General features: G+C 63.2%; 25 protein-coding genes and 3 tRNA genes. 13 read left to right on the top strand and 15 right to left on the bottom strand.

Features of this window, described 5'->3' with window-relative positions; genetic code table 11:
* Positions 1–31: 31 nt before the first annotated feature.
* From hemW to rph, 3 genes are read right to left on the bottom strand one after another with little or no spacing between them, the layout of a single operon-like run.
* Positions 32–1,246: a radical SAM family heme chaperone HemW gene (hemW, locus tag HV675_RS24215; RefSeq protein ID WP_175113939.1), complete on the bottom strand. Its 1,215-nt coding sequence runs from the start codon at positions 1,244–1,246 to the stop codon at positions 32–34.
* Complete coding sequence (rdgB, locus tag HV675_RS24210) at positions 1,243–1,884, bottom strand: RdgB/HAM1 family non-canonical purine NTP pyrophosphatase (RefSeq protein ID WP_175113937.1); 642 nt, start codon at positions 1,882–1,884, stop codon at positions 1,243–1,245. The genes hemW and rdgB overlap by 4 nt, the downstream gene beginning before the upstream one ends.
* Positions 1,877–2,617, bottom strand: a complete 741-nt coding sequence (gene rph / locus HV675_RS24205) for a ribonuclease PH (protein ID WP_175113935.1) — start codon at positions 2,615–2,617, stop codon at positions 1,877–1,879. The genes rdgB and rph overlap by 8 nt, the downstream gene beginning before the upstream one ends.
* A 201-nt stretch (positions 2,618–2,818) precedes the next feature.
* On the opposite strand from rph, the gene HV675_RS24200 reads away from it, so the two are divergent.
* From HV675_RS24200 to HV675_RS24180, 5 genes are all read left to right on the top strand, one after another.
* On the top strand, positions 2,819–3,742 hold the full coding sequence (locus tag HV675_RS24200; protein ID WP_175113933.1) for a YicC/YloC family endoribonuclease: 924 nt from the start codon (positions 2,819–2,821) through the stop codon (positions 3,740–3,742).
* Between the two features lie 119 nt (positions 3,743–3,861).
* Entirely contained in the window at positions 3,862–4,545 is a 684-nt protein-coding gene (gmk, locus tag HV675_RS24195; protein ID WP_175113931.1) for a guanylate kinase, read from the top strand.
* A gap of 60 nt (positions 4,546–4,605) precedes the next feature.
* A complete protein-coding gene (rpoZ, locus tag HV675_RS24190) occupies positions 4,606–4,809 on the top strand; it encodes a DNA-directed RNA polymerase subunit omega (RefSeq protein ID WP_006025620.1) in 204 nt (67 codons plus the stop codon).
* Positions 4,810–4,906: 97 nt separating this feature from the next.
* Positions 4,907–7,291, top strand: a complete 2,385-nt coding sequence (locus HV675_RS24185) for a RelA/SpoT family protein (RefSeq protein ID WP_175113929.1) — start codon at positions 4,907–4,909, stop codon at positions 7,289–7,291.
* A 150-nt stretch (positions 7,292–7,441) separates the two neighbouring features.
* Positions 7,442–7,933, top strand: coding sequence for a phage protein NinX family protein (locus HV675_RS24180; protein WP_175113927.1), 492 nt, complete (start codon positions 7,442–7,444; stop codon positions 7,931–7,933).
* 170 nt (positions 7,934–8,103) lie between these two features.
* Here the strand turns inward: HV675_RS24180 and HV675_RS24175 are convergent.
* Positions 8,104–8,180: transfer RNA gene (locus tag HV675_RS24175), tRNA-Arg, on the bottom strand.
* 94 nt (positions 8,181–8,274) lie between these two features.
* A tRNA-Arg gene (locus HV675_RS24170) sits at positions 8,275–8,351 on the bottom strand.
* A gap of 206 nt (positions 8,352–8,557) precedes the next feature.
* Here HV675_RS24170 and greB point away from each other — a divergent pair.
* Positions 8,558–9,130: a transcription elongation factor GreB gene (gene greB / locus HV675_RS24165; RefSeq protein WP_175113925.1), complete on the top strand. Its 573-nt coding sequence runs from the start codon at positions 8,558–8,560 to the stop codon at positions 9,128–9,130.
* Positions 9,131–9,242: 112 nt separating this feature from the next.
* On the opposite strand, the gene HV675_RS24160 is transcribed toward greB, so the two are convergent.
* Positions 9,243–10,391 carry a porin gene (locus HV675_RS24160; protein WP_175113923.1) on the bottom strand — a complete coding sequence of 383 codons (1,149 nt, stop codon included), beginning with the start codon at positions 10,389–10,391 and terminating at the stop codon, positions 9,243–9,245.
* Between the two features lie 533 nt (positions 10,392–10,924).
* Positions 10,925–11,182 (bottom strand): hypothetical protein, encoded by a 258-nt coding sequence (locus HV675_RS24155; RefSeq protein WP_175113921.1) that lies wholly within the window; start codon positions 11,180–11,182, stop codon positions 10,925–10,927.
* Positions 11,183–11,517: 335 nt separating this feature from the next.
* Between HV675_RS24155 and HV675_RS24150 the strand changes: the two genes are divergently transcribed.
* Together HV675_RS24150 and HV675_RS24145 are read left to right on the top strand one after the other, a co-directional pair.
* Positions 11,518–11,721 carry a cold-shock protein gene (locus HV675_RS24150; protein ID WP_175113971.1) on the top strand — a complete coding sequence of 68 codons (204 nt, stop codon included), beginning with the start codon at positions 11,518–11,520 and terminating at the stop codon, positions 11,719–11,721.
* Positions 11,722–12,041: 320 nt separating this feature from the next.
* A complete protein-coding gene (locus tag HV675_RS24145) occupies positions 12,042–13,292 on the top strand; it encodes an exonuclease domain-containing protein (protein ID WP_175113919.1) in 1,251 nt (416 codons plus the stop codon).
* Here the strand turns inward: HV675_RS24145 and HV675_RS24140 are convergent.
* Positions 13,289–13,903 (bottom strand): chorismate mutase, encoded by a 615-nt coding sequence (locus HV675_RS24140; protein ID WP_175113917.1) that lies wholly within the window; start codon positions 13,901–13,903, stop codon positions 13,289–13,291. The genes HV675_RS24145 and HV675_RS24140 overlap by 4 nt on opposite strands.
* A 398-nt stretch (positions 13,904–14,301) precedes the next feature.
* Positions 14,302–14,451, bottom strand: coding sequence for a hypothetical protein (locus HV675_RS24135; RefSeq protein ID WP_175113915.1), 150 nt, complete (start codon positions 14,449–14,451; stop codon positions 14,302–14,304).
* A 258-nt stretch (positions 14,452–14,709) separates the two neighbouring features.
* Here HV675_RS24135 and HV675_RS24130 point away from each other — a divergent pair, with 258 nt between their 5' ends.
* The 4 genes from HV675_RS24130 (at position 14,710) to HV675_RS24115 (ending at position 17,940) form a co-directional block, all read left to right on the top strand.
* The gene (locus tag HV675_RS24130; RefSeq protein WP_175113913.1) at positions 14,710–15,087 is read left to right on the top strand and encodes a DUF2946 domain-containing protein; all 378 of its coding nucleotides are present in this window, start codon (positions 14,710–14,712) and stop codon (positions 15,085–15,087) included.
* Positions 15,088–15,457: 370 nt separating this feature from the next.
* Positions 15,458–16,192, top strand: a complete 735-nt coding sequence (locus tag HV675_RS24125; protein WP_175113911.1) for a hypothetical protein — start codon at positions 15,458–15,460, stop codon at positions 16,190–16,192.
* Between the two features lie 17 nt (positions 16,193–16,209).
* On the top strand, positions 16,210–17,454 hold the full coding sequence (locus HV675_RS24120) for an exo-alpha-sialidase (protein ID WP_377700533.1): 1,245 nt from the start codon (positions 16,210–16,212) through the stop codon (positions 17,452–17,454).
* Positions 17,455–17,940, top strand: a complete 486-nt coding sequence (locus HV675_RS24115) for a thioredoxin domain-containing protein (protein ID WP_175113907.1) — start codon at positions 17,455–17,457, stop codon at positions 17,938–17,940.
* A gap of 230 nt (positions 17,941–18,170) precedes the next feature.
* Here the strand turns inward: HV675_RS24115 and HV675_RS24110 are convergent.
* The 5 genes from HV675_RS24110 to pepN form a co-directional block, all read right to left on the bottom strand.
* Positions 18,171–18,246: transfer RNA gene (locus HV675_RS24110), tRNA-Thr, on the bottom strand.
* Positions 18,247–18,300: 54 nt separating this feature from the next.
* Positions 18,301–19,317, bottom strand: coding sequence for a class 1 fructose-bisphosphatase (locus HV675_RS24105; protein ID WP_175113905.1), 1,017 nt, complete (start codon positions 19,315–19,317; stop codon positions 18,301–18,303).
* A gap of 101 nt (positions 19,318–19,418) precedes the next feature.
* Complete coding sequence (locus tag HV675_RS24100; RefSeq protein ID WP_175113903.1) at positions 19,419–19,883, bottom strand: HigA family addiction module antitoxin; 465 nt, start codon at positions 19,881–19,883, stop codon at positions 19,419–19,421.
* Between the two features lie 16 nt (positions 19,884–19,899).
* Positions 19,900–20,181, bottom strand: coding sequence for a type II toxin-antitoxin system RelE/ParE family toxin (locus HV675_RS24095; RefSeq protein WP_175113901.1), 282 nt, complete (start codon positions 20,179–20,181; stop codon positions 19,900–19,902).
* 174 nt (positions 20,182–20,355) lie between these two features.
* Entirely contained in the window at positions 20,356–23,073 is a 2,718-nt protein-coding gene (pepN, locus tag HV675_RS24090) for an aminopeptidase N (RefSeq protein WP_175113899.1), read from the bottom strand.
* A 256-nt stretch (positions 23,074–23,329) separates the two neighbouring features.
* Here pepN and HV675_RS24085 point away from each other — a divergent pair, with 256 nt between their 5' ends.
* Positions 23,330–24,034, top strand: coding sequence for a DUF4136 domain-containing protein (locus HV675_RS24085; RefSeq protein ID WP_175113897.1), 705 nt, complete (start codon positions 23,330–23,332; stop codon positions 24,032–24,034).
* A gap of 124 nt (positions 24,035–24,158) precedes the next feature.
* On the opposite strand, the gene HV675_RS24080 is transcribed toward HV675_RS24085, so the two are convergent.
* Complete coding sequence (locus HV675_RS24080) at positions 24,159–24,731, bottom strand: TMEM165/GDT1 family protein (protein WP_175113895.1); 573 nt, start codon at positions 24,729–24,731, stop codon at positions 24,159–24,161.
* Between the last annotated feature and the right edge of the window lie 19 nt (positions 24,732–24,750).

The raw sequence follows: 24,750 nt of genomic DNA, 5'->3' as shown, positions 1-24,750 counted from the left end.
AATGCGATGGCCGCCGCAGCGAGACAGAACCTTACTGCGAATCTTTGAGAAACAACGCCTGCAAATCATTCAGAAACGCCTGCCCCAGCGGAGTCGGCGCAATCTTCTCATGATCGCGGGTGATCAGCTTGCGCCGCTCCGCTTCCTGCAGCGCGGGTTCGATCGACGTCATCGGCAGCCCGGTGCGCTCGATAAAGCGATGCACCGGGAACCCCTCGACAAGCCGCAGCGCGTTCAGCATGAATTCGAACGGCAAGTCGCGCGTGCCGACCTCGTGTTCCTCCTGCACTGCGCGACCGGCTTTCGCCTCTTCGATAAACGTCGTCGGATGCTTGTAGCGCATCTGCCGCACGATCCGGTTCGGAAACGTCAGCTTCGTATGCGCGCCCGCGCCGATGCCGAGATAGTCTCCAAACCGCCAGTAGTTCAGATTGTGCTTGCATTGCCGATGCGGCTTCGCATACGCGGATACCTCGTAGCGCTCATAGCCCGCCGTGGTCGTGCGTTCGTGGATCCAGTCCTGCATGTCGGCGGACGCGTCGTCGTCGGGCAGCGGCGGCGGAAACTTCGCGAACAGCGTGTTCGGCTCGAGCGTCAGGTGGTACAGCGATAGATGCGGCGGCGCGTACGACAGCGCCGTTTCGACGTCCGCCTGACATTCGGCGAGCGTCTGTTGCGGCAGTGCGTACATCAGATCCAGGTTGAAGTTGTCGAAGGTGCGCGCGGCCACCTCGACCGCGTGTCGCGCTTGCGCCGCATCATGAATGCGGCCGAGCGCCTTCAGATGCGTCTCATTGAAACTCTGGATGCCCACCGACAGCCGGTTCACGCCGCTTGCGCGAAACTGCGCGAACCTCGCCGCTTCGAACGTACCAGGGTTCGCTTCGAGCGTGATCTCCGCATCGGCGTCGAGCGGCAGCAGCGCGCGCACGTCCGACAGCAGCCGGTCGAGCCCCGCCGCCGACAGCAGGCTCGGGGTGCCGCCGCCGATAAACACCGTATGCACCTGGCGGCCCCAGACCAACGGCAGCGCGTGTTCGAGATCGGCACGCAGCGCGTCGAGATAGTCGTCTTCGGGAAAGCGGTCGCCTTTCCACTCATGCGAGTTGAAATCGCAATACGGGCATTTGCGCACGCACCACGGAAAGTGCACGTAAAGCGCGAGTGGCGGCAGCGACGTCAGACGGATCGTGCCCGGCGCCGTGAATGCCTGGATCACGCCGGCGCCGGCGGCAGCGGCGCTCATGCGTCCTCCTTGAGCCGCGCGAGCAGTTGCTGCAACGCGATGGCGCGATGGCTCGTCGCGTTCTTTACCGACGGTTCGAGTTCCGCAGCCGTCGCATTGAGCGCCGGAATGAAGAAATGCGGATCGTAACCAAAGCCGTGCGCACCGCGCGGCGCGTCGACAATTTCGCCTTGCCAGCGGCCTTCGGCGATCAGCGGCTCCGGGTCGTCCGCCGCGCGGACCAGCACGAGTACGCAGAAGTAATACGCGCGCCGCTCGGCGATATTCGCGAGTTGCGCGACGAGGCGCGCATTGTTCGCCGCATCACTTTTTTCACCGCCGGCCAGTTGCGCATAGCGCGCCGAATAGACGCCGGGCGCGCCGCGCAGTGCGCGCACGCAGAGGCCGGAATCGTCGGCGAGCGCCGGCAGCCCGGTGAGCTGCGCCGCGTGGCGCGCCTTCGCGAGCGCGTTTTCGACAAACGTCTGATGCGGTTCTTCCGCTTCCGGCACGTTGAGCGTGCCTTGCGCGATCAGTTCGATGCCGGCCGCGGACAGCAGCGCCGCGAATTCGCGCAGCTTGCCCGCGTTGTTCGACGCGAGCACCACCTTGCCGGGCGCTGCCGTCACCGCAGCGCCTGCGTTCCGACGATCATTCACCCTGCAACTCCAAGGCTTCCTTCTGCTTTGCGATCAGCGTTTCGATGCCGTGTTGCGCGAGGTCGAGCAGCGCATTCATTTCGTCGCGCGAAAAAGGCTCGCCTTCCGCGGTGCCCTGGATTTCGACGAAGCCGCCGTCGCCGGTCATCACCACGTTCATGTCGGTGTCGCACTGCGAGTCTTCGTCGTAGTCGAGATCGAGCACCGGCAGGCCGTCGAACACGCCGACCGAAATCGCCGCGACGTAGTCGGTGATCGGCGACGACTCGATGCGGCCGGTTGCCAGCAGCTTCGCGATCGCGTCATGGGCGGCGACGAAGGCGCCGGTAATGCTCGCGGTGCGCGTGCCGCCGTCCGCCTGGATCACGTCGCAGTCGATATGCAGCGTGCGCGGGCCGAGGCGTTCGAGGTCGAATACCGAACGCAACGCGCGGCCGATCAGCCGCTGGATTTCCTGCGTGCGCCCGGTTTGCTTGCCGCGCGCCGCTTCGCGGTCGCTGCGCGTGTGGGTCGCGCGCGGCAGCATGCCGTATTCCGCGGTCAGCCAGCCCTGGCCGCGGTCGCGCAGAAAAGCCGGCACCTGCTCGGCGATGCTGGCCGTGCAGATCACCTTCGTGTCGCCGAATTCGATCAATACGGAGCCTTCGGCGTGCTTCGTGTAATGGCGCGTGATGCGCACGTCGCGCAGCTGGTCGGCGCGGCGGCCGCTCGGTCGGGTCGTGGTGTCGTTCATCGTGGTCGTGGTCGGGAAGGAGGGCGCGGGTGAAATGTCGATTTTACCGCCGATCCCCGCGCTGGCCGGAGATGCGCGTCTGACGGGCTCCTTCGTCAAAAATGGGATAATGCGCGTTCCCCGCCCCGCGTCTCGTACACGCCGGGCGATCTGTATCCCGGGCGGTGCGCGCAGCCGCATGCCCCCTTCGCGAGACGAACGATGATCTACAGCATGACTGGCTATGCGAGCGCGACGCGCGAGCTCGCCGCGGTTTCCGGCAATGGCGGCGTAAGCGTGTCCGTCGAACTGCGCACGGTGAATTCGCGTTTTCTCGACCTGAACTTCCGGATGCCGGAGGACGTGCGCGTCTGCGAACCGACGCTGCGCGAAATGCTGATGACGAAGCTCTCGCGCGGCAAGGTCGACATTCGCGTGAATTTGCAGCGCAGCGAGCAGACGTCTACCGCCGGCACGCTGAACCGCGATGCGCTCGATCAGTTGGCGGCGCTGGAACGCACGGTGGCCAACGCCTTTCCCGAGGCGGGCCGCCTGCGCACCGGCGAGATTCTGCGCTGGCCCGGCGTGCTCGCCGAAAGCGGCGTGTCGGGCGACGCGCTGCGCGATGCGGTGCTTGAAGCCGGCAAGCAGGCGATCGCCGAACTGATCGACGTGCGCGCACGCGAAGGCGCGCAGCTTGCGGCGATGCTGATTGCGAACGTCACCGAAATGGAGTCGATCGTCACGAAGATCACGCCGCTCGTGCCGGAGCTGATCACCAAGCATCAGCAGAAGATTGTCGAGCGTCTGCAGGAAGCGCTCGGCATGGCCGCGCCGGATGGCGCGGCGACCATCGTCTCGCGCGAGGAAATCGCCGAACGGATCCGCCAGGAAGTCACGATGTACGGCATTCGCATCGATGTCGCCGAAGAGCTGTCGCGCCTGACCGCGCATCTGAACGAGACGCGCCACGTCATCCAGAAGGGCGGCAAGGTCGGCAAGCGGCTCGATTTCATGATGCAGGAACTGAACCGCGAGGCGAACACGCTCGGCTCGAAGGCGGCCGCGAAGGAACTTGCGGATTCGTCGATGACGCTCAAGCTGCTGATCGAACAGATGCGCGAACAGGTCCAGAATCTCGAGTAAGCGAACTGGAATGGACGGGCGGGCTGTCGGGCCGCTCGTCGAATGACAAAGCGGTAAAGTGGCAAAGCAGCAATCAGAACACGCAGATCAAAAAGCAGTTACAGGCAGGAGCTACGGGCATGACTGACCACACACGCGAAAGCAACGCGCCGCGCAATCCGTACGCGGGCGCTTATCCGGGCAATCTGTTCATGGTTGTCGCACCGTCGGGCGCCGGCAAGTCGACGCTCGTCAACGCGCTGCTCGCGCGCGACCCGGCGATCCGTCTGTCGATTTCGTACACGACGCGCACGCCGCGTCCGAAAGAGCAGGACGGCGAGCACTATCATTTCACGAGCGTCGAAGACTTCGTGGCGCGCCATGCGGCGGGCGAGTTTCTCGAGAGCGCGGAAGTGCACGGCAATTACTACGCGACCTCGCGGGTGTGGATTGAAGAGCAGATGAAAAACGGTCACGACGTGCTGCTCGAAATCGACTGGCAGGGCGCGCAGCAGGTGAAGCGCCAGTTTCACAATGCCGTCGAGATTTTCATTCTGCCGCCGTCACTCGAAGCTCTCGAGGAGCGCCTGAGGAAGCGCGGTCAGGATGAGCCGAACGTGATCACGCGGCGCCTGCTGGCGGCGGGTGGCGAGATGGCGCACGCGGCCGAAGCGGAGTATGTCCTGATCAATGAGAATTTCGATCGCGCGCTCGCGGACCTGCAATGCCTCGTCGCGGCGACGCGTCTGCGCTTCGCGTCGCAGTACGCATGGCATACGAACCTCTTCGTGCAACTCGGCATCCACTTGCCGCACGCGGGCTGAGCGGGCGGCGGTCCGAACACATAAGGTAGAATAAGTAACAATCAGAGAAGGAATTTGAACATGGCCCGCATTACCGTCGAAGACTGTCTGAAACAGATCCCGAATCGCTTCGAGCTGGCGCTCGCCGCAACGTACCGCGCGCGTCAGCTCGCACAAGGCCACACGCCGAAGATCGAAAGCCGCGACAAGCCCACCGTCGTCGCGCTGCGTGAAATCGCGGCAGGTCAGGTCGGCGTCGAAATGTTGAAGAAGGTGCCCGTCTAGGCGTGCACTTTCATTTGCTGTCGAACGTCATGTAATTGAACCCACGCGTGCGGACTTGCGCGTCGCTTAGCGTCGATCAACCGATCAGGAGGCGGACATGAGCTCGAATCCCTCGTCCTCCCTGCCGGACGTCGCGCCGAATGCGGACGACGCGCACGATACGGACGCACCGTCGTCCGCACGCAAGTACATCGATGCGGTCCTCGAACAATCGTTTCGCCATCTGTTCGGGCCGACCGCTACGCCGGAGCAGCCGCGCCGGCACGACGTCGTCTCGATCGCCAAGCTGACCACGGCGTTGGCCGGCTACCTGGCGCCGGAAGAGATCAAGGACGTCAAGGCCGCATTCCACTTCAGCGACGAAGCCCACCTCGGGCAATACCGTCAAAGCGGCGAACCCTACATCACGCATCCGGTCGCGGTCGCGGAAATCTGCGCGAGCTGGAAGCTCGACGCGCAGTCGGTCATGGCCGCGCTGCTGCACGACGTGATGGAAGACCAGGGTGTGACCAAGGCCGAACTCGCCGAGCGTTTCGGCGCGAAGGTCGCGGAGCTGGTCGACGGGTTGTCGAAACTGGACAAGATGGAGTTTCGCAATCGCGAGGAAGCGCAGGCGGAAAACTTCCGCAAGATGCTGCTCGCGATGGCGCGCGACGTGCGCGTGATCCTCGTCAAGCTCGCGGACCGGCTGCACAACATGCGCACGCTCGGCGCGGTGCCGCCGGAGAAGCGCCGGCGCGTCGCACGCGAAACGCTCGATATCTACGCGCCGATCGCGCATCGGCTCGGTTTGAACAACACGTATCGCGAGCTGCAGGACCTGAGCTTTGCGAACTTCAATCCGCATCGTTACGCGACGCTCGAAAAGGCCGTGAAGGCCGCGCGCGGCAACCGCCGCGAAGTGGTTGGCAAGATTCTCGAATCGGTGCAGCGCGCCATCGTCGATGCGAAGCTCGATGCCGAAGTGACCGGCCGCGAGAAAACCATCTTCAGCATCTACAAGAAGATGCGCGACAAGCAGCTGTCGTTCTCGCAGGTGCTCGACGTGTACGGTTTTCGCGTGGTGGTCGAGAGTCCGCTCGAGTGCTATACGTGCCTCGGCGCGCTGCATGCGCTCTATAAGCCGGTGCCGGGCAAGTTCAAGGACTACATCGCGATTCCGAAGGTCAATGGCTATCAGTCGTTGCACACCACGCTCGTCGGGCCGTTCGGCGCGCCGATCGAATTCCAGGTGCGCACGCGCAAGATGCACGAGATCGCGGAAGCGGGCGTCGCCGCGCACTGGCTGTACAAGAACGGCGGTGCGGATCTGAACGACGTGCAAAAGCGCGCGCATCAGTGGTTGAAGTCGCTGCTCGATATTCAAAGCGAAGTCGGCGATTCGAGCGAATTCCTCGAGCATGTGAAGATCGATCTGTTCCCGGATGCGGTCTACGTGTTCACGCCGAAGTCGAAGATTATGGCGCTGCCGCGCGGCGCGACCGCGCTCGACTTCGCGTATTCGATTCACAGCGACCTCGGCAACCAGTGCGTCGCGGTGAAGATCAACAACGAACTGCTGCCGCTGCGCACCGAGCTGAAGAGCGGCGACATCGTCGAGGTGATCACCGCGCCGTATTCGAAGCCGAATCCCGCATGGCTCGGCTTCGTGCGCACCGGCAAGGCGCGCACGGCGATTCGCCACTATCTGAAGACGATGCGGCTCAACGAGTCGGTGCAACTGGGCGAGCGGCTCGTCGATCAGTCGTTGAAGGGCTATGGTCTGTCGCTTGCCGACGTCACGCCCGAAGCGTGGGAAAAGCTCGTGCAGTGGACCGGCAACAAGAACCGGCATGAAATCTTCGCCGATATCGGTCTCGGCCGACGGGTTGCCGCGGTGATGGCCAAACGCATCGAAGTGCTGATGAACGGGCGCGAGGGCGATGACGACGGCCATCATTCGCGCGAGCACGGCGGCACGTCGAACGCGCCGCCGGTCGTCATTACCGGCACCGAAGGCATGTCGGTGCAGCTCTCCGCGTGCTGCCGGCCGATTCCTGGCGACGACATCATGGGCTATATCGGCATCGGTCTCGGCATGGCGATTCACACCACCGATTGCCGTGTCGCGCAGCGCATTCATCGGCGCGATCCGGGCCGCTGGATCGATGTCGCGTGGGCGCCGCAACCGGGGCGTCTGTTCGACGTCGCCGTGAAGGTGCTCGTGAAAAACACCAAGGGTGTGTTCGCGCGCGTGGCGGCGGACATTACCTCCGCCGACGCGAATATCGTCCATATCGCGATGGATGAAGATCAGTCGCAGGAGTCGACGGTGCTGCGCTTCGTGATTCAGGTGAGCGACCGGGTTCATCTGGCCAACGTGATGCGGCGCGCACGGACCAATCTCGATGTGATGCGCATCGCGCGCGAACGGCCAAGCGAAGAAGGTCATCATCGCCACGACGGCGGCATGCGCATCGATCGCGAGCGGGCCGATTACTGAGGCTTGCGGCGACGACGACGCATGAGGCGGTCGCGTTGCGCGGCGCGGCGGCCGGCGCTGCGGCCACCGGCGGTGTGTGCGTGCGCATCGGCTGGCGCACGCCTTGCTGCGTCGCGATAGGGCCTGCGTCTGGTGTGGGGAGCAAATTCAATGAACGTGTCGGACTTGACCGGCTTGGCGCTCGACTACTGGGTCGCGCGCAGTCTGCACGACTTCGTGCGCGAAATCCATTTCACCGATAGCGGCCGCACGGTTTCGATTCGCGGCAACGACCGCGGACGGCAATGGGACGGGCGCTTTACGCCGTCGACATCGTGGGAGACCGCGTCCGCCGTGCTCGACCGCGCGCGGCGAGTGGACGTGCGCGAGCGTTTGCGCAATGGCGCCGTGCGCTGCAGCGTGGAATTCGACGGAGGACGCGGGCAAGCTGTGCAAGCGCACGGCGAGTCGCTGCGGATCGCGCTGTTGCGGGCGTTTGTTGCCAGCCGTTTCGGCGACGCCGTCGATGACGTGCTGCGGCAATCGCAGGCGTTGTTCGGTGCACGCGCAGAACCGGTCGGCGAGCAGAGCGCGATGAATGCGATCGAAGACCTGCCGATGCCGGATGCGCAAATCGGCGATATCAAGTCGGCTCCGCGCTAGGCGCGCGGTGGCGCGTCAAACATGGCGTGCATGGCGAACGAGGGCGCGTGAGCGCGTGCGAGCGAGCGACAAAAGCCCGCAGCATGGCGAGACGACGAAGCGAAGCGACAGAGCGCCAACAACGGAGCGGAAAAAACAAAAGGCCTCCCATATGGAAGGCCTTTTGAGAATGGCGCGGCTGGCAGGATTCGAACCCACGACCCCTTGGTTCGTAGCCAAGTACTCTATCCAACTGAGCTACAGCCGCACGCGAGGCGGTACTACTGACAACCGTTGAATTGACCCACGCGAAGCGCCGGATCAAATGAAAGGGCCTTCTCGGAAGAAGGCCCTCGAATAGGTGGCGCGGCTGGCAGGATTCGAACCCACGACCCCTTGGTTCGTAGCCAAGTACTCTATCCAACTGAGCTACAGCCGCACGCAGAAACGGGATTATAGCAAAGCTGGCGGAAAAGGGAAGCAGCAATCGGCGGTTTGTCCTGCTGCGGCGATCGTGTAGGCTTGGTGACTGGGCGTTTCGATGTCCGCGTTGCAATTTGCGTGTTTCATCGCCGCGGACGAACCAGGCGTCTTTTAGGCCTAACGCCGGTTCGAACCGGCGTCGGCAGTATGGGATGGATCATCATGAACAAGGCTTTTGTCAAAGAATCAACCGACGACAACGACGACGATCTCGACGTCGCGCAAACCGACGTTCCCGCAGGCGCGAAGAACTACATCACGCCGGCCGGCTACCGCCGCATGCGCGACGAGTTGCTGCATCTGATCGATGAGGCGCGGCCGGACGTCGTGAAGCTGGTGTCGTGGGCGGCGTCGAACGGCGACCGCTCGGAGAACGGCGACTATATATATGGCAAGCGCCGGCTGCGCGAAATCGACCGGCGCATCCGCTTTCTCACGAAGCGGCTCGATCTCGCCGAAGTCGTCAATAGCAGCAAGCAGGAGAACACCGAGCAGGTGTTCTTTGGCGCGACCGTCGAATATGCGACCGGCGACGGCGAGTCCCATACCGTGAGGATCGTGGGCGTCGACGAGGTCGATCTGGATCACGGCCACGTCAGCTGGATCTCGCCTATCGCGCGTGCGTTGCTGAAGGCGAAGATCGGCGATCAGGTCACGTTGTATACGCCGGCTGGTCCGGAACCGATCGACGTGCTCGACGTTCACTATCCGTCCGCGGAAGAAGAGGCGGCCTGAGGGCGCCGAAGATTCGCCGGGGCGCAACGCATCGTGCTACTGAACTGAGCGCGGCAATAAAAAAAAGGCGCCGCAAGCGGCGCCTTCAATACTACCGATACTACTGTTTTGCTTAGAAGCGGTGACGGATACCACCGGTGACGGCGACCTGGTTGTTCGTCGCCGAGGCGGCGCTCAGACCGTTGACGATCGGGTGAACGACCGCGTTTTCGTTCGTCGTCACGTATTCAGCCTGCAGATACACGTCCGTACGCTTGGACAGTGCGTAGTCCGTTTGCAGGTTGACCTGGTTGAAGTGCGGGCGGGTCGCTGCGAGGCTTGCCTTCGTGTACGTGTACGAACCGGCGATGCTCAGAGCCGGCGTCAGAGCGTAACGCGCGTTTGCTTCGAAGTTCTGGAAGTGCGCGCTGGTCGGAGCGCCGAGGGACGGCTGGCCACCGGCACCCGAGCCGAAACCGGCCAGGTCTTGCAGATTGGTTTGCGTGTACACGAGGCCGAACGTAGCCGGTCCGAGCGTGTAGTTCCCGCCCGCGCCCCAGGTTTGCTGGCGGGTTGCGAAGAACGTGTTGTCGCCGTTGACCGCGCCGCTCGTATTGAACGCGGCAGCCGTCGTCGCGTTTGCACCGGCGTTGTTGTTGATCTGCAAGTAGCCTGCGCCGAAGTTGAAGCCAGCGAAGCTATACGACGCACCCGCGCTGTACACGCGGTTGTTTGCGAAGCCGTCAGCCTGGTTCGAGAAGCCGTACAACGCGCCGAACTTGAAGCCCGCGTAGTTCACGCTCGAGAACTTCACCGAGTTGTTTACGCGGAACGAGTTGTTCAGGTTGTCGTTATCGAACGGGTGGGCGAACTGCGTGCCGCCGTATTGCGTGCCCGTCAGCGCCAGCGGAGCGACGTAGTCGACCATGCTGTCGTATTGACGGCCGAGCGTAACGGCGCCGAACTGGTCGCTCGCGAGACCAACGAACGCTTGACGGCCGAACAGACGGCTATTTTGCTTGAGCGTGCCGTCATTGATGCCGAAACCGTTTTCCAACGTGAAGATTGCCTTCAGACCGCCACCGAGGTCTTCAGCACCGCGCAGGCCCCAACGGCTGCCGTTGATCGAGCCGCTCGTTTCCTGAACGTTGCTGGAGCCATGCTGGTTGTTGGTATAGGTGATGCCGGCGTCGATCAAGCCGTACAGCGTAACGCTGCTCTGCGCGTGAGCGGCAGTAGCAAACACGCCCGTCAGGGCGGCGACCATGAGTGTCTTTTTCATCTTTGTAAACTCCGAGAACAGGATGGGTTTTGGAAACCCAGGCTTTAAGAAAACCATCACGCGAGGCGCTGCGAGAGGCGAAGTTCGCGTGAAAACGCGCATGACCAGTGCACGTTCGCTTTCCGGGTAGGCAAAGTGTAGAGATGCTCATCGCCGCGTGACCATTCCAGTTTTCGCAATAAAGTATTACGAGACGAGAAATGATCTAGCGCTGCCTGTCGAGCCTTACAGGCAAAGGCCTTACAGTAGTAAGGGATGACCCTGGGGCGTGTGTCAGCCACGTTGCGTTGTGTAATTGCGACGTCGAAGTGACGCAGAAAAACAACAGGAAATCGACAAAGGTCAGATTATTGCTGAAGCGGAAATGAGTGTTTGTTAAGTGCACGCCTAATTGCGTTGAAAGAGGGCGCTATACTGAATACTCTGCTTTCCGAAGCAGACTTTTTCGTTGACGAAAAAGATCTCCAAACTTTGTCAGCGCGACTAACCGTCGCGCTTTTTTTTGCCTGTACGTTCAGGAGAACTTCGGACGTTCAACGGTGACGCCGGGCGACGACCGTGGCCGGCACGTAGTCGAAACCGGGCACGATGCTCCAGTCTTCCATCACGTAGTGACGGGCGTCCATCGGGGAAGACAGCAGGTTCTGCCAGTGGTCGCCGTGCCAGACAGGATCGAACTGAAGCGCCGGCTGGGCGGCGCCAGATCGCAATGGGACGGGTCGTTTTTCAGACGAATGGGAAAGTTGCGTCGTGAAACGAGCCGCCAGGCGGCGAATAACGTTTAATAGCATGACAGTCTCCCTGAACCCCACTGCTGAAGACCATCATGGTGTGCGCTCCATGCCTGAACAACCCGTAAAAACACTTACGAAATTCACGTTTAGTTACACATCGGCATAAATTCCCGATATCGAATGGAGTTCGGTAAAAAATCACTATTCTGTTATTGCAGCATTTAAGAGAAACGCACGCATGCACCGCGCATTTGTCGAATGATAATGGCCCACTGGTAAACCAGCGCTTGACGGTTTGCCGTCACTCCCCGTATAAATGCGGAGCCGAATGCCGAATGAAGCTCGGTCCGGCGCATGTATTGCCCGTCTCAAACAAATTCGAGGAAATGGATATGGAAACCGGTGTCGTCAAATGGTTCAACGATGCTAAGGGCTTTGGATTTATTACTGCTGATGCGGGTGGCGACGATCTGTTCGCACACTTCTCGGAAATCCGCTCGGAAGGGTTCAAATCGCTGAAAGAGAATCAACGCGTCTCTTTCGAAGTTCGGACCGGCCCGAAGGGCAAGCAGGCTGCAAACATCCAGCCGCTGTAACAGCATCGTACGTATCCGACGCTAAGACAGGCCCTCGCATTGGCGAGGGCTTTTTGTTTTTATCATGAAAATGACAATGTGCTGATAAAGAATCCGAAATCGCTATGACATCACGCGTCCTGTAATCCCGGTCGATTATCAGACTTATCTTAAAAGAATAAATTTGACTCAGAAGATTTATTCAGCGTGATGTTGTTCAAAATGCACGCGGCCCAGCGCTGCGACTGCGGATACCCGGACGTGAAAGTTCCGCTCAGGCCGATCCGGCGATGATGGTGCATACTTGCCCAAAATCATCGCACTTAAATCTGGTCTCATTCATGTCTGAACCTTTCCTAGCCGCGCCCGCCGCACTCGATGTGCCGATCGCGTTTGTCGACCTCGAAACCACCGGCGGCTCGACCGGTGTGGATCGGATCACCGAAGTCGGCGTCGTCGAAGTCGGCCCGCAAGGCATTGTGCGCTGGAGCACGCTTGTCGATCCGCGGCAGCCCATTCCACCGTTTATCCAGCAGTTGACCGGCATCACCGATGCAATGGTTCGCGGCGCGCCGACTTTCGACGCAATCGCGCCCGAACTGTTTGCGCGTCTCGACGGCAAGCTGTTTGTCGCGCACAACGCCAGCTTCGATCGCGGTTTTCTGCGCAGCGAATTCGAGCGCGCCGGGATCGCCTTCAATCCGGACGTGCTGTGCACGGTGCGTCTGTCGCGCGCGCTATTTCCCGCTGAGAAGCGCCACGGGCTCGACGCGTTGGTCGCGCGGCACGCGCTCGTGCCGTCCGATCGCCACCGGGCGCTCGCCGACGCGGACTTGCTGTGGCAATTCTGGCAATGCCTGCATGAGCTCGTGGCGCTCGATGTGCTGCGCGCGCAGATCGATCGTACGGTGCGGCGCTACCGGCTGGCCGGCGATCTGACCGAGGATTCGCTCGACGCGGCGCCGGCGGGCTGTGGCATCTATATGTTCTACGGAGAAAACGATGTGCCGCTCTATGTCGGCCGCAGCGTGCGGGTGCGCCAGCGGATTCGTGCGCATCTGACCGGGGAGCGGCGCTCGTCGAAGGATCTGCGGCTGGCGCAACTGGTACGGCGCGTCGATTGGCGCGCGACGGGCGGCGAACTGGGGGCGCTGCTCGCGGAAGCACAATGGATTGCCGCGCTGCGCCCGGCTCACAACCGCTTGCCGCGCACGTCGCGCAGCGATCCGGTCGAGGCGGCATGGCCGTTCGACGGCGCGATCGTGTTCGGAGAAAGTGGCGCGGATCACGCAACCCGTGCCGTGGAACCTGCGCTGGAGCACGCACGGGTCTTTCACGTGGTCGATCGCTGGTGCTATCTGGGCCATGCGCCGTCGGCGGAACAGGCGGCTCATCTGCTCGCGCAGGACAGGCCGCGTGCGTTCGAACTGTCGACGTACCGGCTCATGCAGACGCATCTGGCGCGCGGGTTGCACGTGCAGCCGCTCGCGCCGTCGCAGCCGCCCACCTTGACTGAACCGTCGGCGCCGGTGTTCATGCCGCTTGAAGCGGGCGCCAACGAGGACACCGCCGCGGTAGTGGACGCCCGCTAGCCCGTTGCGCCGACGCCTCCCGATTCACAGACGTGCCCAAGCGCCCGCGTGAGCGCTTCTGTTTGCGTCGCGTCATAACGCGTCAACGATTTCCAGTTTGCGACTCCACGCGCGACCTGCGTCGGGCAGTCGGGTGTTGCACGCAGCGTCTGCACGCGTGCGAGCGCGGAAATCATCGATTGGGTCAGCCGATCCAGCTGCGCGCGCGTGCGCGTGTCGAGATCCGGCACCGGTCCGTCCGGCGGCCGCAATTTGCGCCACTGCTCGAACAGCGCGTTCTGGATGTCCTTGCTCGCATCGATCTGGTCCTGGAAAAACGCGCGCGCGAACTCCGGATCGACGCCCACGGCCGGCGCGCGTTTCGCGATGTCGGCGAGCAGCGCGGCTTCGCGGTGCGCGTCGCCGACCGGGCGGTGGTTCACCCACTTCCAGCGGGCGACGGGCTCGGCCAGCGCCAGCCGCTGGGAAACCAGCGAGATCAGGTTCGTGAGCGCGGTGTCATCGGTGTCCGCGTGGGACGGCGTGGGCGCGAACGTGAAAGCGAACGCCGTCGCGAGTGCGATCGCTAATGCCAGCGGGCGCAGCGCGGCCACGCGAAGTGAACTTGCCATAAAAGAGAAAAGATCGGGAAAGTGGGGTGGGCCGCGATGGGCTCGCCGGCGGGCAGTTGCGACATACCGCGACAGCGCAAAGCTGCCGCAATGTTTGAAAGATACGCGATCGGTCCGCTTGCGCCAATCGCCGCGCCCGAGGACGCGGGAGACGAACCCCGCCGCGCCGCCGACGCATCGCCGCACTAATCGACCGTCGCTGCCGACGCCGGATGCGCGGACGAACTCAGTGTGCACGCGATACCTTGACGCCAGCCGCGCGCGAACCCGCAGCGCCTGCCGCGCCAGCGATGACGATCACCCGGCCGCGCCCACACAGGCAATCACTCGAGCGCGCATACCGCACCGCCGCATCGTCGATGCGCAATCGCCCGCTGTGAAATCCCCGTTCGTCGCCGTTACTTCGGTTCGCACGACTTGCGTTGCTCGTCGAAAAACGCTCGCACGTGCTCCGGCAATTCGGCCCCGAGAAATTCGACGCCTGCAGGTTCCGGATCCGGGCTGTACACCTTGTCGGGGGTCGGAATCTTCGGCGGTTTCGTGTCCATGATCTTTCTCCTTTACAAATCGATTATCTGCCTCAGTCCCCGTTTGCCACTAGTGCGGTCGACCGCAAAACCCGCGAATGGACCCGTTGTTGTTGCTTTAACGGCACACGCGTTCCGCGATTGAAGATGCTTGAATAAAATTTATCGCTTGTCCTTAATACATTCGTCGCAGACCACTTCGGCACCACTTCCAGTCCACTTCAAACACATGCTGTTCGAGCCCTTGCTATACTGCGCGCTCACTTTCGCCAGATAGCGATGAAACGTTCTACACGCTGGATCGGCCTCGTATGGCTGGCGGTGGTACTCAACGTACTGTCGCCGGTCATCGGCTATGCGCGTGCCGCGAACGCGGGCGATCCGCTGTCCGTCGAACTCTGTCACGCCGCGGGCGCGCAGCAGGTCGTGATCGGCCCTGCCGGTTCCGGCGATGCAACGCAGACGCATTGGGTCGTGCCGCACTGCGTGTACTGCCCGGGCTTCGCCGCGAACTTCGCACTCGGCGCAAGCCTTCCTGCTGTTTCCGCTCCGCTTCGCGCGTTCACCCACGTGCGAAGTTTCGAACTGCAATCCTCATTTGTGCGCCGCAGCGTTCGCGTCGCACAGCCGCGCGCCCCGCCTGAAACCTTGATCTGAAGCAGCCATCGCTTGCCGGGCGCGCCACCTTGTTACGGCGCTAGCGGTTTGCGTTCGCCCGTCCGGCCATCCTTGCGTCACCGTCCGCGCGGCGTATCGCGCTCGTGTGGCGTACGTGCCGCGCCGCGACGGTTCTGATCATGAACTCAGGACTTTTATGCACTTCGTTTCTGCTGCGCTGCCTGCGCGCCGGTCGTTTCCGATCGCGCGTGCGGCGGCGCTCGCCTGGCCGTCCGCGTGGGCCGATCCCGATCCCGCGACACGACATCCGCGCAACGCGCGTGCGACTTCGCGCGCACCGTCGCCTACCACCATAACGACTGATTTCGACAGCGCGTTGACGTCCGCGCAACCGTCGCAAGCAGTTTGGGTGTCTGCCGCGCCGGTGCGCGTGCCGCACATGCCGGACACGCCGAGCCGCGTCGGCGCGACCGATCGCGACCTGGTCGACACGCGCAACTTCGTCGCGAGCGACGGTGCGCTCAGGTACGCGCCGCACCTTCTGATACGTAAACGCTTCACCGGCGATCGCAATTCCGTATTTACGGGCCGCGACTTCGACGAATTGCACAGCGAACGCGCGGGCCTTGTGCGCGCGGACGCCCGGCTGCTGTCGAATTCGCCCGGTGCGCGCAACGCGAATCCGCGGCGCGGGCGGCTGATCGCGCCCGACGATATCGAGCAGGTCGACGCGTTGGACGATCCGCTGCATGGCCCGCTGGACGGTCCGTTTTCAGTGCGGCGTCCGGACGATTGGCCCGGCTCGACCGTGCGGATCGCGACGCACAGGCCCGACGGGTACGAGGCGTGGATCGACACGCACTCCTTCTCGCGGCACGACGACGGTCCTTATGGTTTTGCGAAGCCTCTTCCCGGCGGCAATCGTCAGGCGGGCGACCCGCCCGGCAACGGCGCTATCCATCACGACGTCTGTGGTGCGATGAGCGCATTGCTGGGTGCCGATCGGAAGCTGCGTTGTTGTCAGCCCGATCGCCAGTGGCCGGTGTTGCCTGGCACCGACAGCCTGGCCGAGCGCCGTTACGCCGCTTGTCGCCCGGCTTGTCACCCCGCTCCTCGCCGGACGTTCCGTGGAGAACACAAATGATCGCGTTGAATAAATGGCTGGTCGTGCTGATCGCTTGCGCGTTGCCCTACACGGCGTTCGCTGATGGCGCTGCGCCGGCGAGCGATGCCGCCGGCTCGCACACGATGATGCAAATGGACATGTCCGCACCCGGCGAAGCCGGGAAGACCCCGCTCGCAACCGGCGCGGCGTTCGATTCCCGGCATCGGCTGTGGGTCGCCTGGGTCGAGGGGCAGCACGTCGTCGTCGCGCATTCGGATGATCGCGGTCATACGCTGTCAGCGCCGGTGGTCGTCAACGCGATGCCGGAGCCGGTTTACACAAGCGCGGAGAACCTGCCGAAGATTGCGGCCAGCCCAGATGCGCGCACGCTCTACGTGACGTGGTCGATGCCGCTCGATCAGCCGTACACCGGCATGGTCCGCTTTTCGCGCTCGACCGACGGCGGCGCGACGTGGTCGGTGCCGGTCACCGTGCATCACGATCGTGAGCCGATTACGCATCGCTTCGATTCGCTGATCGTCGATGCGCAGGGGCGCATCTTTGTCGCATGGATCGACAGGCGCGACAAGGCGGCCGCGAAGCGTGACGGCAAGTCGTATGACGGCCTCGCCGTCTATTACGCGGTGTCGAGCGATGGCGGCCAGTCGTTTGCGCCGGAACGCAAGATTGCCGATCACACGTGCGAATGCTGCCGCATCGCGCTTGCGCTCGATAGCGAAGGCCGTGTGCAGGCGATGTGGCGCAACGTCTTTCCCGGGCAGATTCGCGATCATGCGCTCGCGGTGCTGCCTGCCGAGGCCGCCACGCGCATCGTTGCGCTGCGCGCGACCTTTTCGAACTGGCACGTCGAAGCGTGTCCCGAGCAGGGGCCGGCGCTCGCGATCACGCGCGACGGCGTGCGTCATATGGCGTGGTTCAGCGTCGTGGACGGACGCGCCGATATCTACTACTCACGGCTCGCCGCGGATGGACGACCGATTGGCGAGCCCTGGGCGTTCGGCGCGACCGGCAAGCCCGGCGAGCAGGCGTCGCACCCGGCGCTGCTCGATAACGGCGGCACGCTATGGCTCGCGTGGAAGGACTTCGACGGTGACACGATGCGCGTGCTGGTGCGCCGTTCCGACGATGAAGGCCGGCACTGGAGCGCGCCCCGCACGCTCGCGCAAACCGCGGGTGGCAGCGACAACCCGCAACTGCTGACGGACGCGGGGCGGGTATATCTGTCGTGGCGCACGCAGAACGACGGCTACATGCTGCTGCCGATGGACGGGGAGAAGTAAATGAAATACCTGATCGCGTTGCTGGCGGCGCTGCTGTTTTTCGTTGAAGGGGTACCGGTTCGCGCGGCGGCCGCGGCGGACCTGCAACCGCTTGTCGCGGCCGACGTCGGCCGTGTGTTTGCGTCGAGGCAGGGCGAAACGCAGATTGTCGAAATCTGGTCGCTCGATTGCAGTTACTGTCGCGAAAATGTCGCGCGCATTGCGCAATGGCAGAAGCGGCATCGCGACGTGCGTTTGACGATGATTGCGATGGACTCGCTCGACGACAATGCGGCGGCACTTACGCAAGCACTCGCGACGATGCAACTGCCGCCGCAGGTCGCGCAATATGCGAACGCCGAAGCGATACCGGAAAAATTACGCATGGCGCTCGATCCGGGCTGGCGTGGCGAGCTGCCGCGCACGGTGCTGATCGATTCGCACGGCGCGCGGCAATCGCACAGCGGGCTGCTTGCGCCGGAGGTGCTCGATGGGTGGCGGCATTAGGTCGAGGTAGAGGTGGCGGTGGGTGTGGCGGTAGGTGGTGGCGTTAGTATTGGCCGTCGCATTGCTGACGCTTCGCGAGCGTGGGGCGCGATCGCGCACGAACGATGGCGCGCGACGCAGCCCCTCGACGTTGCGAAACATCAACGTAACGTCTTTGCCTCGACGCACGCGCGTTAATTAAGAAAAGCAAAAAGCCCAGTCGCAGGGACTGGGCTTTTTTTTGAATCTATTGGTGCCGGAAAGAGGAATCGAACCCCCGACCTTCGCATTACGAATGCGCTGCTCTACCGTCTGAGCTATTCCGGCATCAGGAGAACCGCGATTATAGGGACTTCTTTATCCGTTTGGCAACCCCAACACTTATTTTTTTCTTTCGAGGAGGTAACGGGTTACGCGGTCAACTTCGTTCTTCGAGCCGAGGAACACGGCAACGCGCTCATGCAAATGTTGCGGCATGATGTCGAGAATGCGCTTTTCGCCGTTGGTGGCCGCGCCGCCTGCCTGTTCGACGATAAACGCCATCGGATTCGCTTCATACATGAGCCGCAGCTTGCCGGGCCGATCCGGCGTGCGCTTGTCTGCCGGATACATGAAGATGCCGCCGCGATTCAGGATGCGATGCACGTCTGCGACCATCGACGCGATCCAGCGCATATTGAAGTCCGCCTGCCGCGGGCCGTCCTGGCCGGCATTCAATTCGCCGATGTACTGCTGCACTGGCTCGTACCAGTGACGCGAGTTCGACGCGTTGATCGCATATTCGCGCGTATCGACCGGAATGCGCATATCGCTTTGCGTGAGCACCCACGAGCCGAGTTCGCGGTCGAGCGTAAAGCAGTTCACGCCATTGCCGGTGGTCAGCACCAGCACCGTCTGCGGCCCGTACACCGCGTAACCGGCGGCGACCTGTTGCGTGCCGGGTTGCAGGAACGATTTTTCGGTCGGCTGCTGGCCGTCCGGGCAGCGCAGCACCGAGAAGATCGTGCCGATCGACACATTCACGTCAATATTCGAAGAGCCGTCGAGCGGATCGAACACAAGCAGATATTCACCGCGCGGATAGTTGGCCGGAATAGGGAAGAACTGTTCCATCTCCTCCGATGCCATCCCGGCGAGGTTGCCGCCCCATTCGTTCGCTTCGAGCAGGATTTCGTTCGACAGGATGTCGAGCTTCTTCTGTACTTCACCCTGCACGTTCTCGCTGCCGGCGGTGCCGAGCGCATCACCCAGCGCGCCCTTGCTGACGTGATAGCTGATCGCCTTGCACGCGCGTGCAACGACTTCAATGAGCAGACGCAGGTCGGCTGGCAGATTGTTATATTCGCGCTGCTGCTCGATCAGGTACTTCGTGAGAGTGGTGCGGCGTTGCAGTGACATTGCAGTGCTCCGGAGAGGCAGGGGAATCCCCCGATTTTACCCGCTCGTCTGAACGATTTCGCATAAAGAAAATGCGCGGCTCAGGTTGTGACCGCGGCGTGTCAAGCTTTGCGCGGCGCCGCGACGGCCGTACGATTGCTCACCCGTCGTGCCGCACTCGCCGCGAGCGCGGCAGCGCGCGCCTGTGCGGCCTGCGTTTTGGGCGGCTTCGGACGCTCGCGCGGCGGCAGCGGTTCGATTTCGCGTTCGATTTGCGCGCCCGACTCCTCGGTGACGACGCGCAGGTCGTAGGCGACCTGCAGGTTCATCCAGAAGAGGGCGCTGGTGCCGAAGTAGCGCGCGAGACGCAGCGCGGTTTCCGGCGACACCGCGCGCTTGCCGCGCACCACATCGTTGATGCGCGGCGCCGGCACGCGCAGCGCGAGCGCGAGCGCATTCACCGACATGCCGCGCGGATCGAGAAACTCCGCGCGCAGCACTTCGCCGGGATGAACCGCGGCGATCCGCTCGCCAGTGGCGATATCTGAAAAATCCGTGCTTGCCAGCTCGGAACGTTTGATGACCATACAACCTCCCTTTGATTCAGTGATAGTCGACGATTTGCACGCCAAGCGCCTCGCCTTCGACGAAGTAAAAGCAGATGCGCCATTGATCGTTGATGCGGATGCTCCACTGGCCGCTGCGCTCTCCCTGCAAAGCCTCGAGACGATTGCCAGGCGGTACGAACAGGTCCGATAGCGACGCGGCCGCGTCGATGAGTTGCAGCTTGCGATGCGCGATGGACTGAATGTGTGCCGGCAGCGTGCGGGCGAAGCCGCCCGAGAAAACGAGGGCTGTAGCCTTGTCGCCAAATGTTGAAATCATGGGTATCGTATAACGCACCGCGTTAAATGTAAAGTGTTGTTCAGGGTGCGTTAACTGTGATCGTTTCGCGCGTGACTGAGTAGTCATCCGAACGGCCAGGGCGGCGCGCAAATAAAAAAGCCGGCACGACGTGCCGGCTTCATCCTGCAGCAGGAGAACGAACTGTACGGACCGTCAGGCCAGCGCCTTCTCGACGATCTCCCGCACGTCGCGCGACTTCACATGTGCAGCGACCTTTTCGAGCGCGCCGCGCATCTGCTCGCGCAGCGCGGGCGTAAAGCGGCGCCACAATTCGAGCGAACGCGCAAGGCGTGCCGCGACTTGCGGATTGAGCGCATCGAGCGCGATCACCTGCTCGGCCCAGAACGCGTAGCCGGAGCCGTCCTCCGCGTGGAATTGCGCCGGGTTCACCGCGCAGAAGCTGAAGATCAGCGAGCGCGCACGATTCGGGTTCTTCAGGTTGAACGCCGGATGCGTCATCAGCCGGCGCACGATGTCGATCACCGGGCGCTGCGGCGTGCCGCGCTGCGTCGCCTGCAGTGCGAACCATTTGTCGATTACGAGCGGTTCCTTTTCGAAGCGGCGATAGAAGTCGTCGAGCGCATGCTGCGCTTCGCCGTTGCCGGTGTTTGCCGCCGCGGCAAGCAGCGCGGACAGCGCGGCCGAGCGATCGGTCATGTTGTTCGCCGATGCGTATTGTTCGGAGGCGAGCCGCACCGCGTCGCGCGGGTCGTCGAGCTCCGCGAGATACGCGAGCGCGAGATTCTTCAGGCCGCGATGGCCGGCATCTTCCGGCGTCGCCTGATACGCGCCCGGTGTCTGATGGCGTTCGTAGATCGCGAGCCACTCGCGTTGCAGCGCGCTCGCGAGGCGCCGCCGGACGAACTGGCGCGCGCGGTGCACGGCGGCCGGATTCGATTCGTCCATCTGCTCGGCGAGATACGCTTCGGACGGCAGCATCAGCGCGAGTTCGCGGAACGCCGGCGACAGCGTCTCGTCGCTCAGCACGCGCGCGAACGCGGTGACGACCGCTTCGTCGAGTTGCAGCGGCGTGCCGCTCGCGGCCTGGTCGGCGAGCGTCAGCAGTTCGCGCGTCGCGAGCCGCTGGCCGGCCTCCCAGCGGTTGAACGGGTCGCTGTCGTGCGCGAGCAGGAACGCGAGTTCCGCGCCGCCATAGTCGTACTCGACGATCACCGGCGCCGAGAAATTGCGCAGCAGCGACGGCAGCGGTTTTTCGGCGACGTCCACGAAGGTGAAGGTCTGCTCGGTTTCGGTGAAGTCGAGCACGCGGGTCGTGGCGGTGGCCGGCTCTTTTTCCCCTTCCAGACGCAGCGGCAGGTCGCGGCCGTCCGTGCCGATCAGGCCAATGGCGAACGGAATCAGCAGCGGGCCTTGCTGCGTTTCGCGCGCAGCCGCCGAGCTGTCGCCGTAGCCTTGCCTGAGCGTCACGCGATAGCGGCGCTGCGCCGCATCGTATTCAGTCGATACTGTTACCCGCGGCGTGCCGGCCTGGCTGTACCAGCGTTCGAACTGCGCGAGGTCGCGGCCGTTCGCATCGGCCATCGCCTGGCGGAAATCGTCGCAGGTCACCGCGTGGCCGTCGTGGCGCTCGAAGTACAGATCCATGCCGCGCCTGAAGCCGTCGCGGCCGAACAGCGTCTGATACATCCGCACGACTTCCGAGCCCTTTTCGTAGACCGTCATCGTGTAGAAATTGTTGATTTCGACGTAGCTTTCCGGCCGTACCGGGTGCGCCATCGGGCCGGCGTCCTCGGCGAACTGCATCTGCCGCAGCACGCGCACGTCTTCGATGCGTTTGGTCGCGCGCGCGCCTTCCGCGGTCTTCGCGTGGTGATCGCCCAGATGAACGCCGCCCGCCATGTCGGCGGAAAATTCCTGATCGCGAAATACCGTCAGGCCTTCCTTCAGGCTCAACTGGAACCAGTCGCGGCACGTGACGCGATTGCCCGTCCAGTTATGGAAATACTCATGACCGACGACCGCTTCGATATTCGCGAAGTCGGTATCGGTGGCCGTCTCCGGGTTCGCGAGCACATACTTCGTGTTGAAGATGTTGAGGCCTTTGTTCTCCATCGCGCCCATGTTGAAATCGCTGACCGCGACGATCATGAAGCGGTCGAGATCCAGCTCGAGCCCGAAGCGGCGTTCGTCCCAGCGAATTGAATGGATCAGCGAATCCATCGCATGCCGCGTCTTGTCGAGGTCGTGCGGTTCGACCCAGACCTGCAGCAGCTTTTCCTTGCCCGACCCGCTTTTCACGCGCTCCTCGAGCGCGACCAGCTTGCCGGCGACGAGCGCGAACAGATAGCTGGGTTTCCTGAACGGATCTTCCCAGCGGGCGAAGTGGCGGCCATCCGGCAGATCGCCCTGTTCGAGCAGATTGCCGTTGGAGAGCAGCACCGGGTAGTCAGCTTTGTCCGCGCGCAGCGTGACCGTGTACGTGGCCATCACGTCGGGGCGGTCGAGGAACCAGGTGATACGGCGAAATCCTTCCGCTTCGCACTGCGTGAAGAAGTTGCCGCTCGACACGTACAGACCCGACAGCGTGGTGTTCTCCGCCGGGCTGCAGGCGCCGGTGAGCGTCAGCTCGAACGAATCGGGCACGTTTTCGACGGTGAGTCCATGCTCGTGCACGCGCACCGCGGCATAAGGCGCGCCATCGATCGCGGCGCTGACGAATTCGAGCTGTTCGCCCATCAGTTCCAGATGTGCGGCGCGGGCCGCGTCCGGATTGCGGCGCACGCGCATCGTGTTCCTGATGGTCGTGCGTTCAGGCACGAGATCGAACTCCAGTGCGACGGTATCGATAAGAAACGCGGGCGGTGTGTAATCGGCGCGGCGGATGACGAAGGGCGTAGCGGTATCGGCCATGGTGGGTAGAAAATAAGAGTCTCGAAGCCGGCTTGCGCGATGCGCGAGCCGGGCTGGTCGGATCATTTTAAGAGCAAAGGCGCGTCGCGTCTGGCGCAGTCCTGGCGGACCCTGCCGGACGGCTTGCGCCGGATGGCGCATACCGCACCGTCGGGCCGTGCGCGCCCCGAACTTTTCGCCTGATCACCCGGTCAGCGTATTATCGGGGCCGCTTGCGCGGCGTGCGCGGGCGACGACAGCGAAGGAAGGAAATACGATGAAGCTCGATCGATGGACCCGGCAGGCCGCGCTGACATTCGCCGCGCTGGCTTCGCTACTGGCAGGCTGCGCGTCTTATGTGACGACTCAGGTGACCGCGTTCTCCAACTGGGACGGCGGCAGCGACGCGACGCGCACGTACGCATTCCAGCGCACCGCTTCGCAGCAGAACAGCCTCGAAGACTCGACCTACGAGCAGGTGGTCGCAAACGAACTGGCGACGCATGCGTTCAGGCAGGTGGATCTGCAGCAAGCGCACTACGTGGTTTCGATTGCCTATGGAACGCGCTCGGCCATGGCGCTGACTTCGGTGCCGGCTTACTACTATGATCCGTGGCCGGGCCCGTATTACTGGGGCCGCCCATACGGGTGGGGCGGCTGGGGGCCGTGGGGCCCGTACGGCGGCGGCTACGTCGCGCAGAGCTATCCGGTGTACACGCATACGCTCGGCGTTCGCATCACCGATCGCGCGAGCGACAAGGAAGTCTATAACGTGACCGCGCGCAGTTCCGGCGACGAGCCGTCGCTCGTATATGCGATGCCGTATCTCGCGCGCAGCGCGATGGCGGATTTCCCGCTTGGCAACGGTGTCGTGCGGACGGTGAAACTGCCGGTCGATTCGCAGGGCGGCGCGCCCAACGAAGTCGCGGCGGGAAGCGCGGCGCCCGCCGCGCCGGCGTCGGGTGCGAAGACGGTGCAATAGCGGTTGGAGCGTGCTTCCGTCGCGGCGCGGCGGGCGCGCGTACGCGTTCCCGCATCACGGACGGCGTCGGCGGCGCCGTCTGTTCATTCTCGCGCCCTTTCGTGATTTTTCGCGCCGGCCGGACTCAGACACCCACGCCGCATAACGCGAGCACGCCGAGCACGACGAACATCACCGCGGCAATGCCGTGCACGAGTTTCGTCGGCAGTTTGTGCGCGAAGCGGTCGCCGAGCAGGATGGCCGGCACGTTCGCGATCATCATCCCGAGCGTGGTGCCGGCGACGACTCCGAAGAAATCGTGAAAGCGCGCCGCGAGCGCGACGGTCGCAAGCTGCGTTTTGTCGCCCATCTCGGCGAGGAAGAAGGTGACGACGGTCGCGCCGAATACACCCAGGTGCGACCGGTTGGTTTGGGCTTCCCCTTCGTCGAGCTTGTCGGGCACGAGAATCCACAGCCCCATGCCGATAAACGACGCGGTGAGCGCCCAGCGCATGATAGTCGGGGTGACGAGCGAGCCAAGCCATGCGCCCAGCGCGCCGGCGCCCGCGTGATTGGCCAATGTCGCGGCGAGCACGCCGAGGATGATCGGCACGGGCTTGCGGTAACGGGCCGCGAGAACGAGCGAGAGAAGTTGTGTCTTGTCGCCGATTTCGGCAAGGGCGACCGCACCGGTCGAGATCAGAAAGGCCTGTTCCACGTTTTTATGTTTTCCCCGG

Origin of the sequence: Paraburkholderia solisilvae, assembly GCF_902859875.1 — a bacterium.
GTDB classification, from domain to species: Bacteria; Pseudomonadota; Gammaproteobacteria; order Burkholderiales; family Burkholderiaceae; genus Paraburkholderia; species Paraburkholderia solisilvae.
Note: the sequence above shows the minus strand (reverse complement) of the source record. Positions and strands in the feature narration are given on the sequence as shown.

Bases quoted from the DNA above. Each gene is read 5' to 3' on its own strand.
- rph (WP_175113935.1), bottom strand. From the start codon at position 2,617: ATGAACGACACCACGACCCGACCGAGCGGCCGCCGCGCCGACCAGCTG.
- HV675_RS24085 (WP_175113897.1), top strand. From the start codon at position 23,330: ATGAAGCTCGATCGATGGACCCGGCAGGCCGCGCTGACATTCGCCGCG.
- HV675_RS24185 (WP_175113929.1), top strand. From the start codon at position 4,907: ATGAGCTCGAATCCCTCGTCCTCCCTGCCGGACGTCGCGCCGAATGCG.
- pepN (WP_175113899.1), bottom strand. From the start codon at position 23,073: ATGGCCGATACCGCTACGCCCTTCGTCATCCGCCGCGCCGATTACACA.
- HV675_RS24145 (WP_175113919.1), top strand. From the start codon at position 12,042: ATGTCTGAACCTTTCCTAGCCGCGCCCGCCGCACTCGATGTGCCGATC.
- HV675_RS24155 (WP_175113921.1), bottom strand. From the start codon at position 11,182: ATGCTATTAAACGTTATTCGCCGCCTGGCGGCTCGTTTCACGACGCAA.
- HV675_RS24160 (WP_175113923.1), bottom strand. From the start codon at position 10,391: ATGAAAAAGACACTCATGGTCGCCGCCCTGACGGGCGTGTTTGCTACT.
- HV675_RS24150 (WP_175113971.1), top strand. From the start codon at position 11,518: ATGGAAACCGGTGTCGTCAAATGGTTCAACGATGCTAAGGGCTTTGGA.
- HV675_RS24095 (WP_175113901.1), bottom strand. From the start codon at position 20,181: ATGATTTCAACATTTGGCGACAAGGCTACAGCCCTCGTTTTCTCGGGC.
- HV675_RS24200 (WP_175113933.1), top strand. From the start codon at position 2,819: ATGATCTACAGCATGACTGGCTATGCGAGCGCGACGCGCGAGCTCGCC.
- rpoZ (WP_006025620.1), top strand. From the start codon at position 4,606: ATGGCCCGCATTACCGTCGAAGACTGTCTGAAACAGATCCCGAATCGC.
- gmk (WP_175113931.1), top strand. From the start codon at position 3,862: ATGACTGACCACACACGCGAAAGCAACGCGCCGCGCAATCCGTACGCG.
- HV675_RS24140 (WP_175113917.1), bottom strand. From the start codon at position 13,903: ATGGCAAGTTCACTTCGCGTGGCCGCGCTGCGCCCGCTGGCATTAGCG.
- hemW (WP_175113939.1), bottom strand. From the start codon at position 1,246: ATGAGCGCCGCTGCCGCCGGCGCCGGCGTGATCCAGGCATTCACGGCG.
- HV675_RS24130 (WP_175113913.1), top strand. From the start codon at position 14,710: ATGAAACGTTCTACACGCTGGATCGGCCTCGTATGGCTGGCGGTGGTA.
- greB (WP_175113925.1), top strand. From the start codon at position 8,558: ATGAACAAGGCTTTTGTCAAAGAATCAACCGACGACAACGACGACGAT.
- HV675_RS24105 (WP_175113905.1), bottom strand. From the start codon at position 19,317: ATGTCACTGCAACGCCGCACCACTCTCACGAAGTACCTGATCGAGCAG.
- HV675_RS24100 (WP_175113903.1), bottom strand. From the start codon at position 19,883: ATGGTCATCAAACGTTCCGAGCTGGCAAGCACGGATTTTTCAGATATC.
- HV675_RS24135 (WP_175113915.1), bottom strand. From the start codon at position 14,451: ATGGACACGAAACCGCCGAAGATTCCGACCCCCGACAAGGTGTACAGC.
- HV675_RS24115 (WP_175113907.1), top strand. From the start codon at position 17,455: ATGAAATACCTGATCGCGTTGCTGGCGGCGCTGCTGTTTTTCGTTGAA.
- HV675_RS24180 (WP_175113927.1), top strand. From the start codon at position 7,442: ATGAACGTGTCGGACTTGACCGGCTTGGCGCTCGACTACTGGGTCGCG.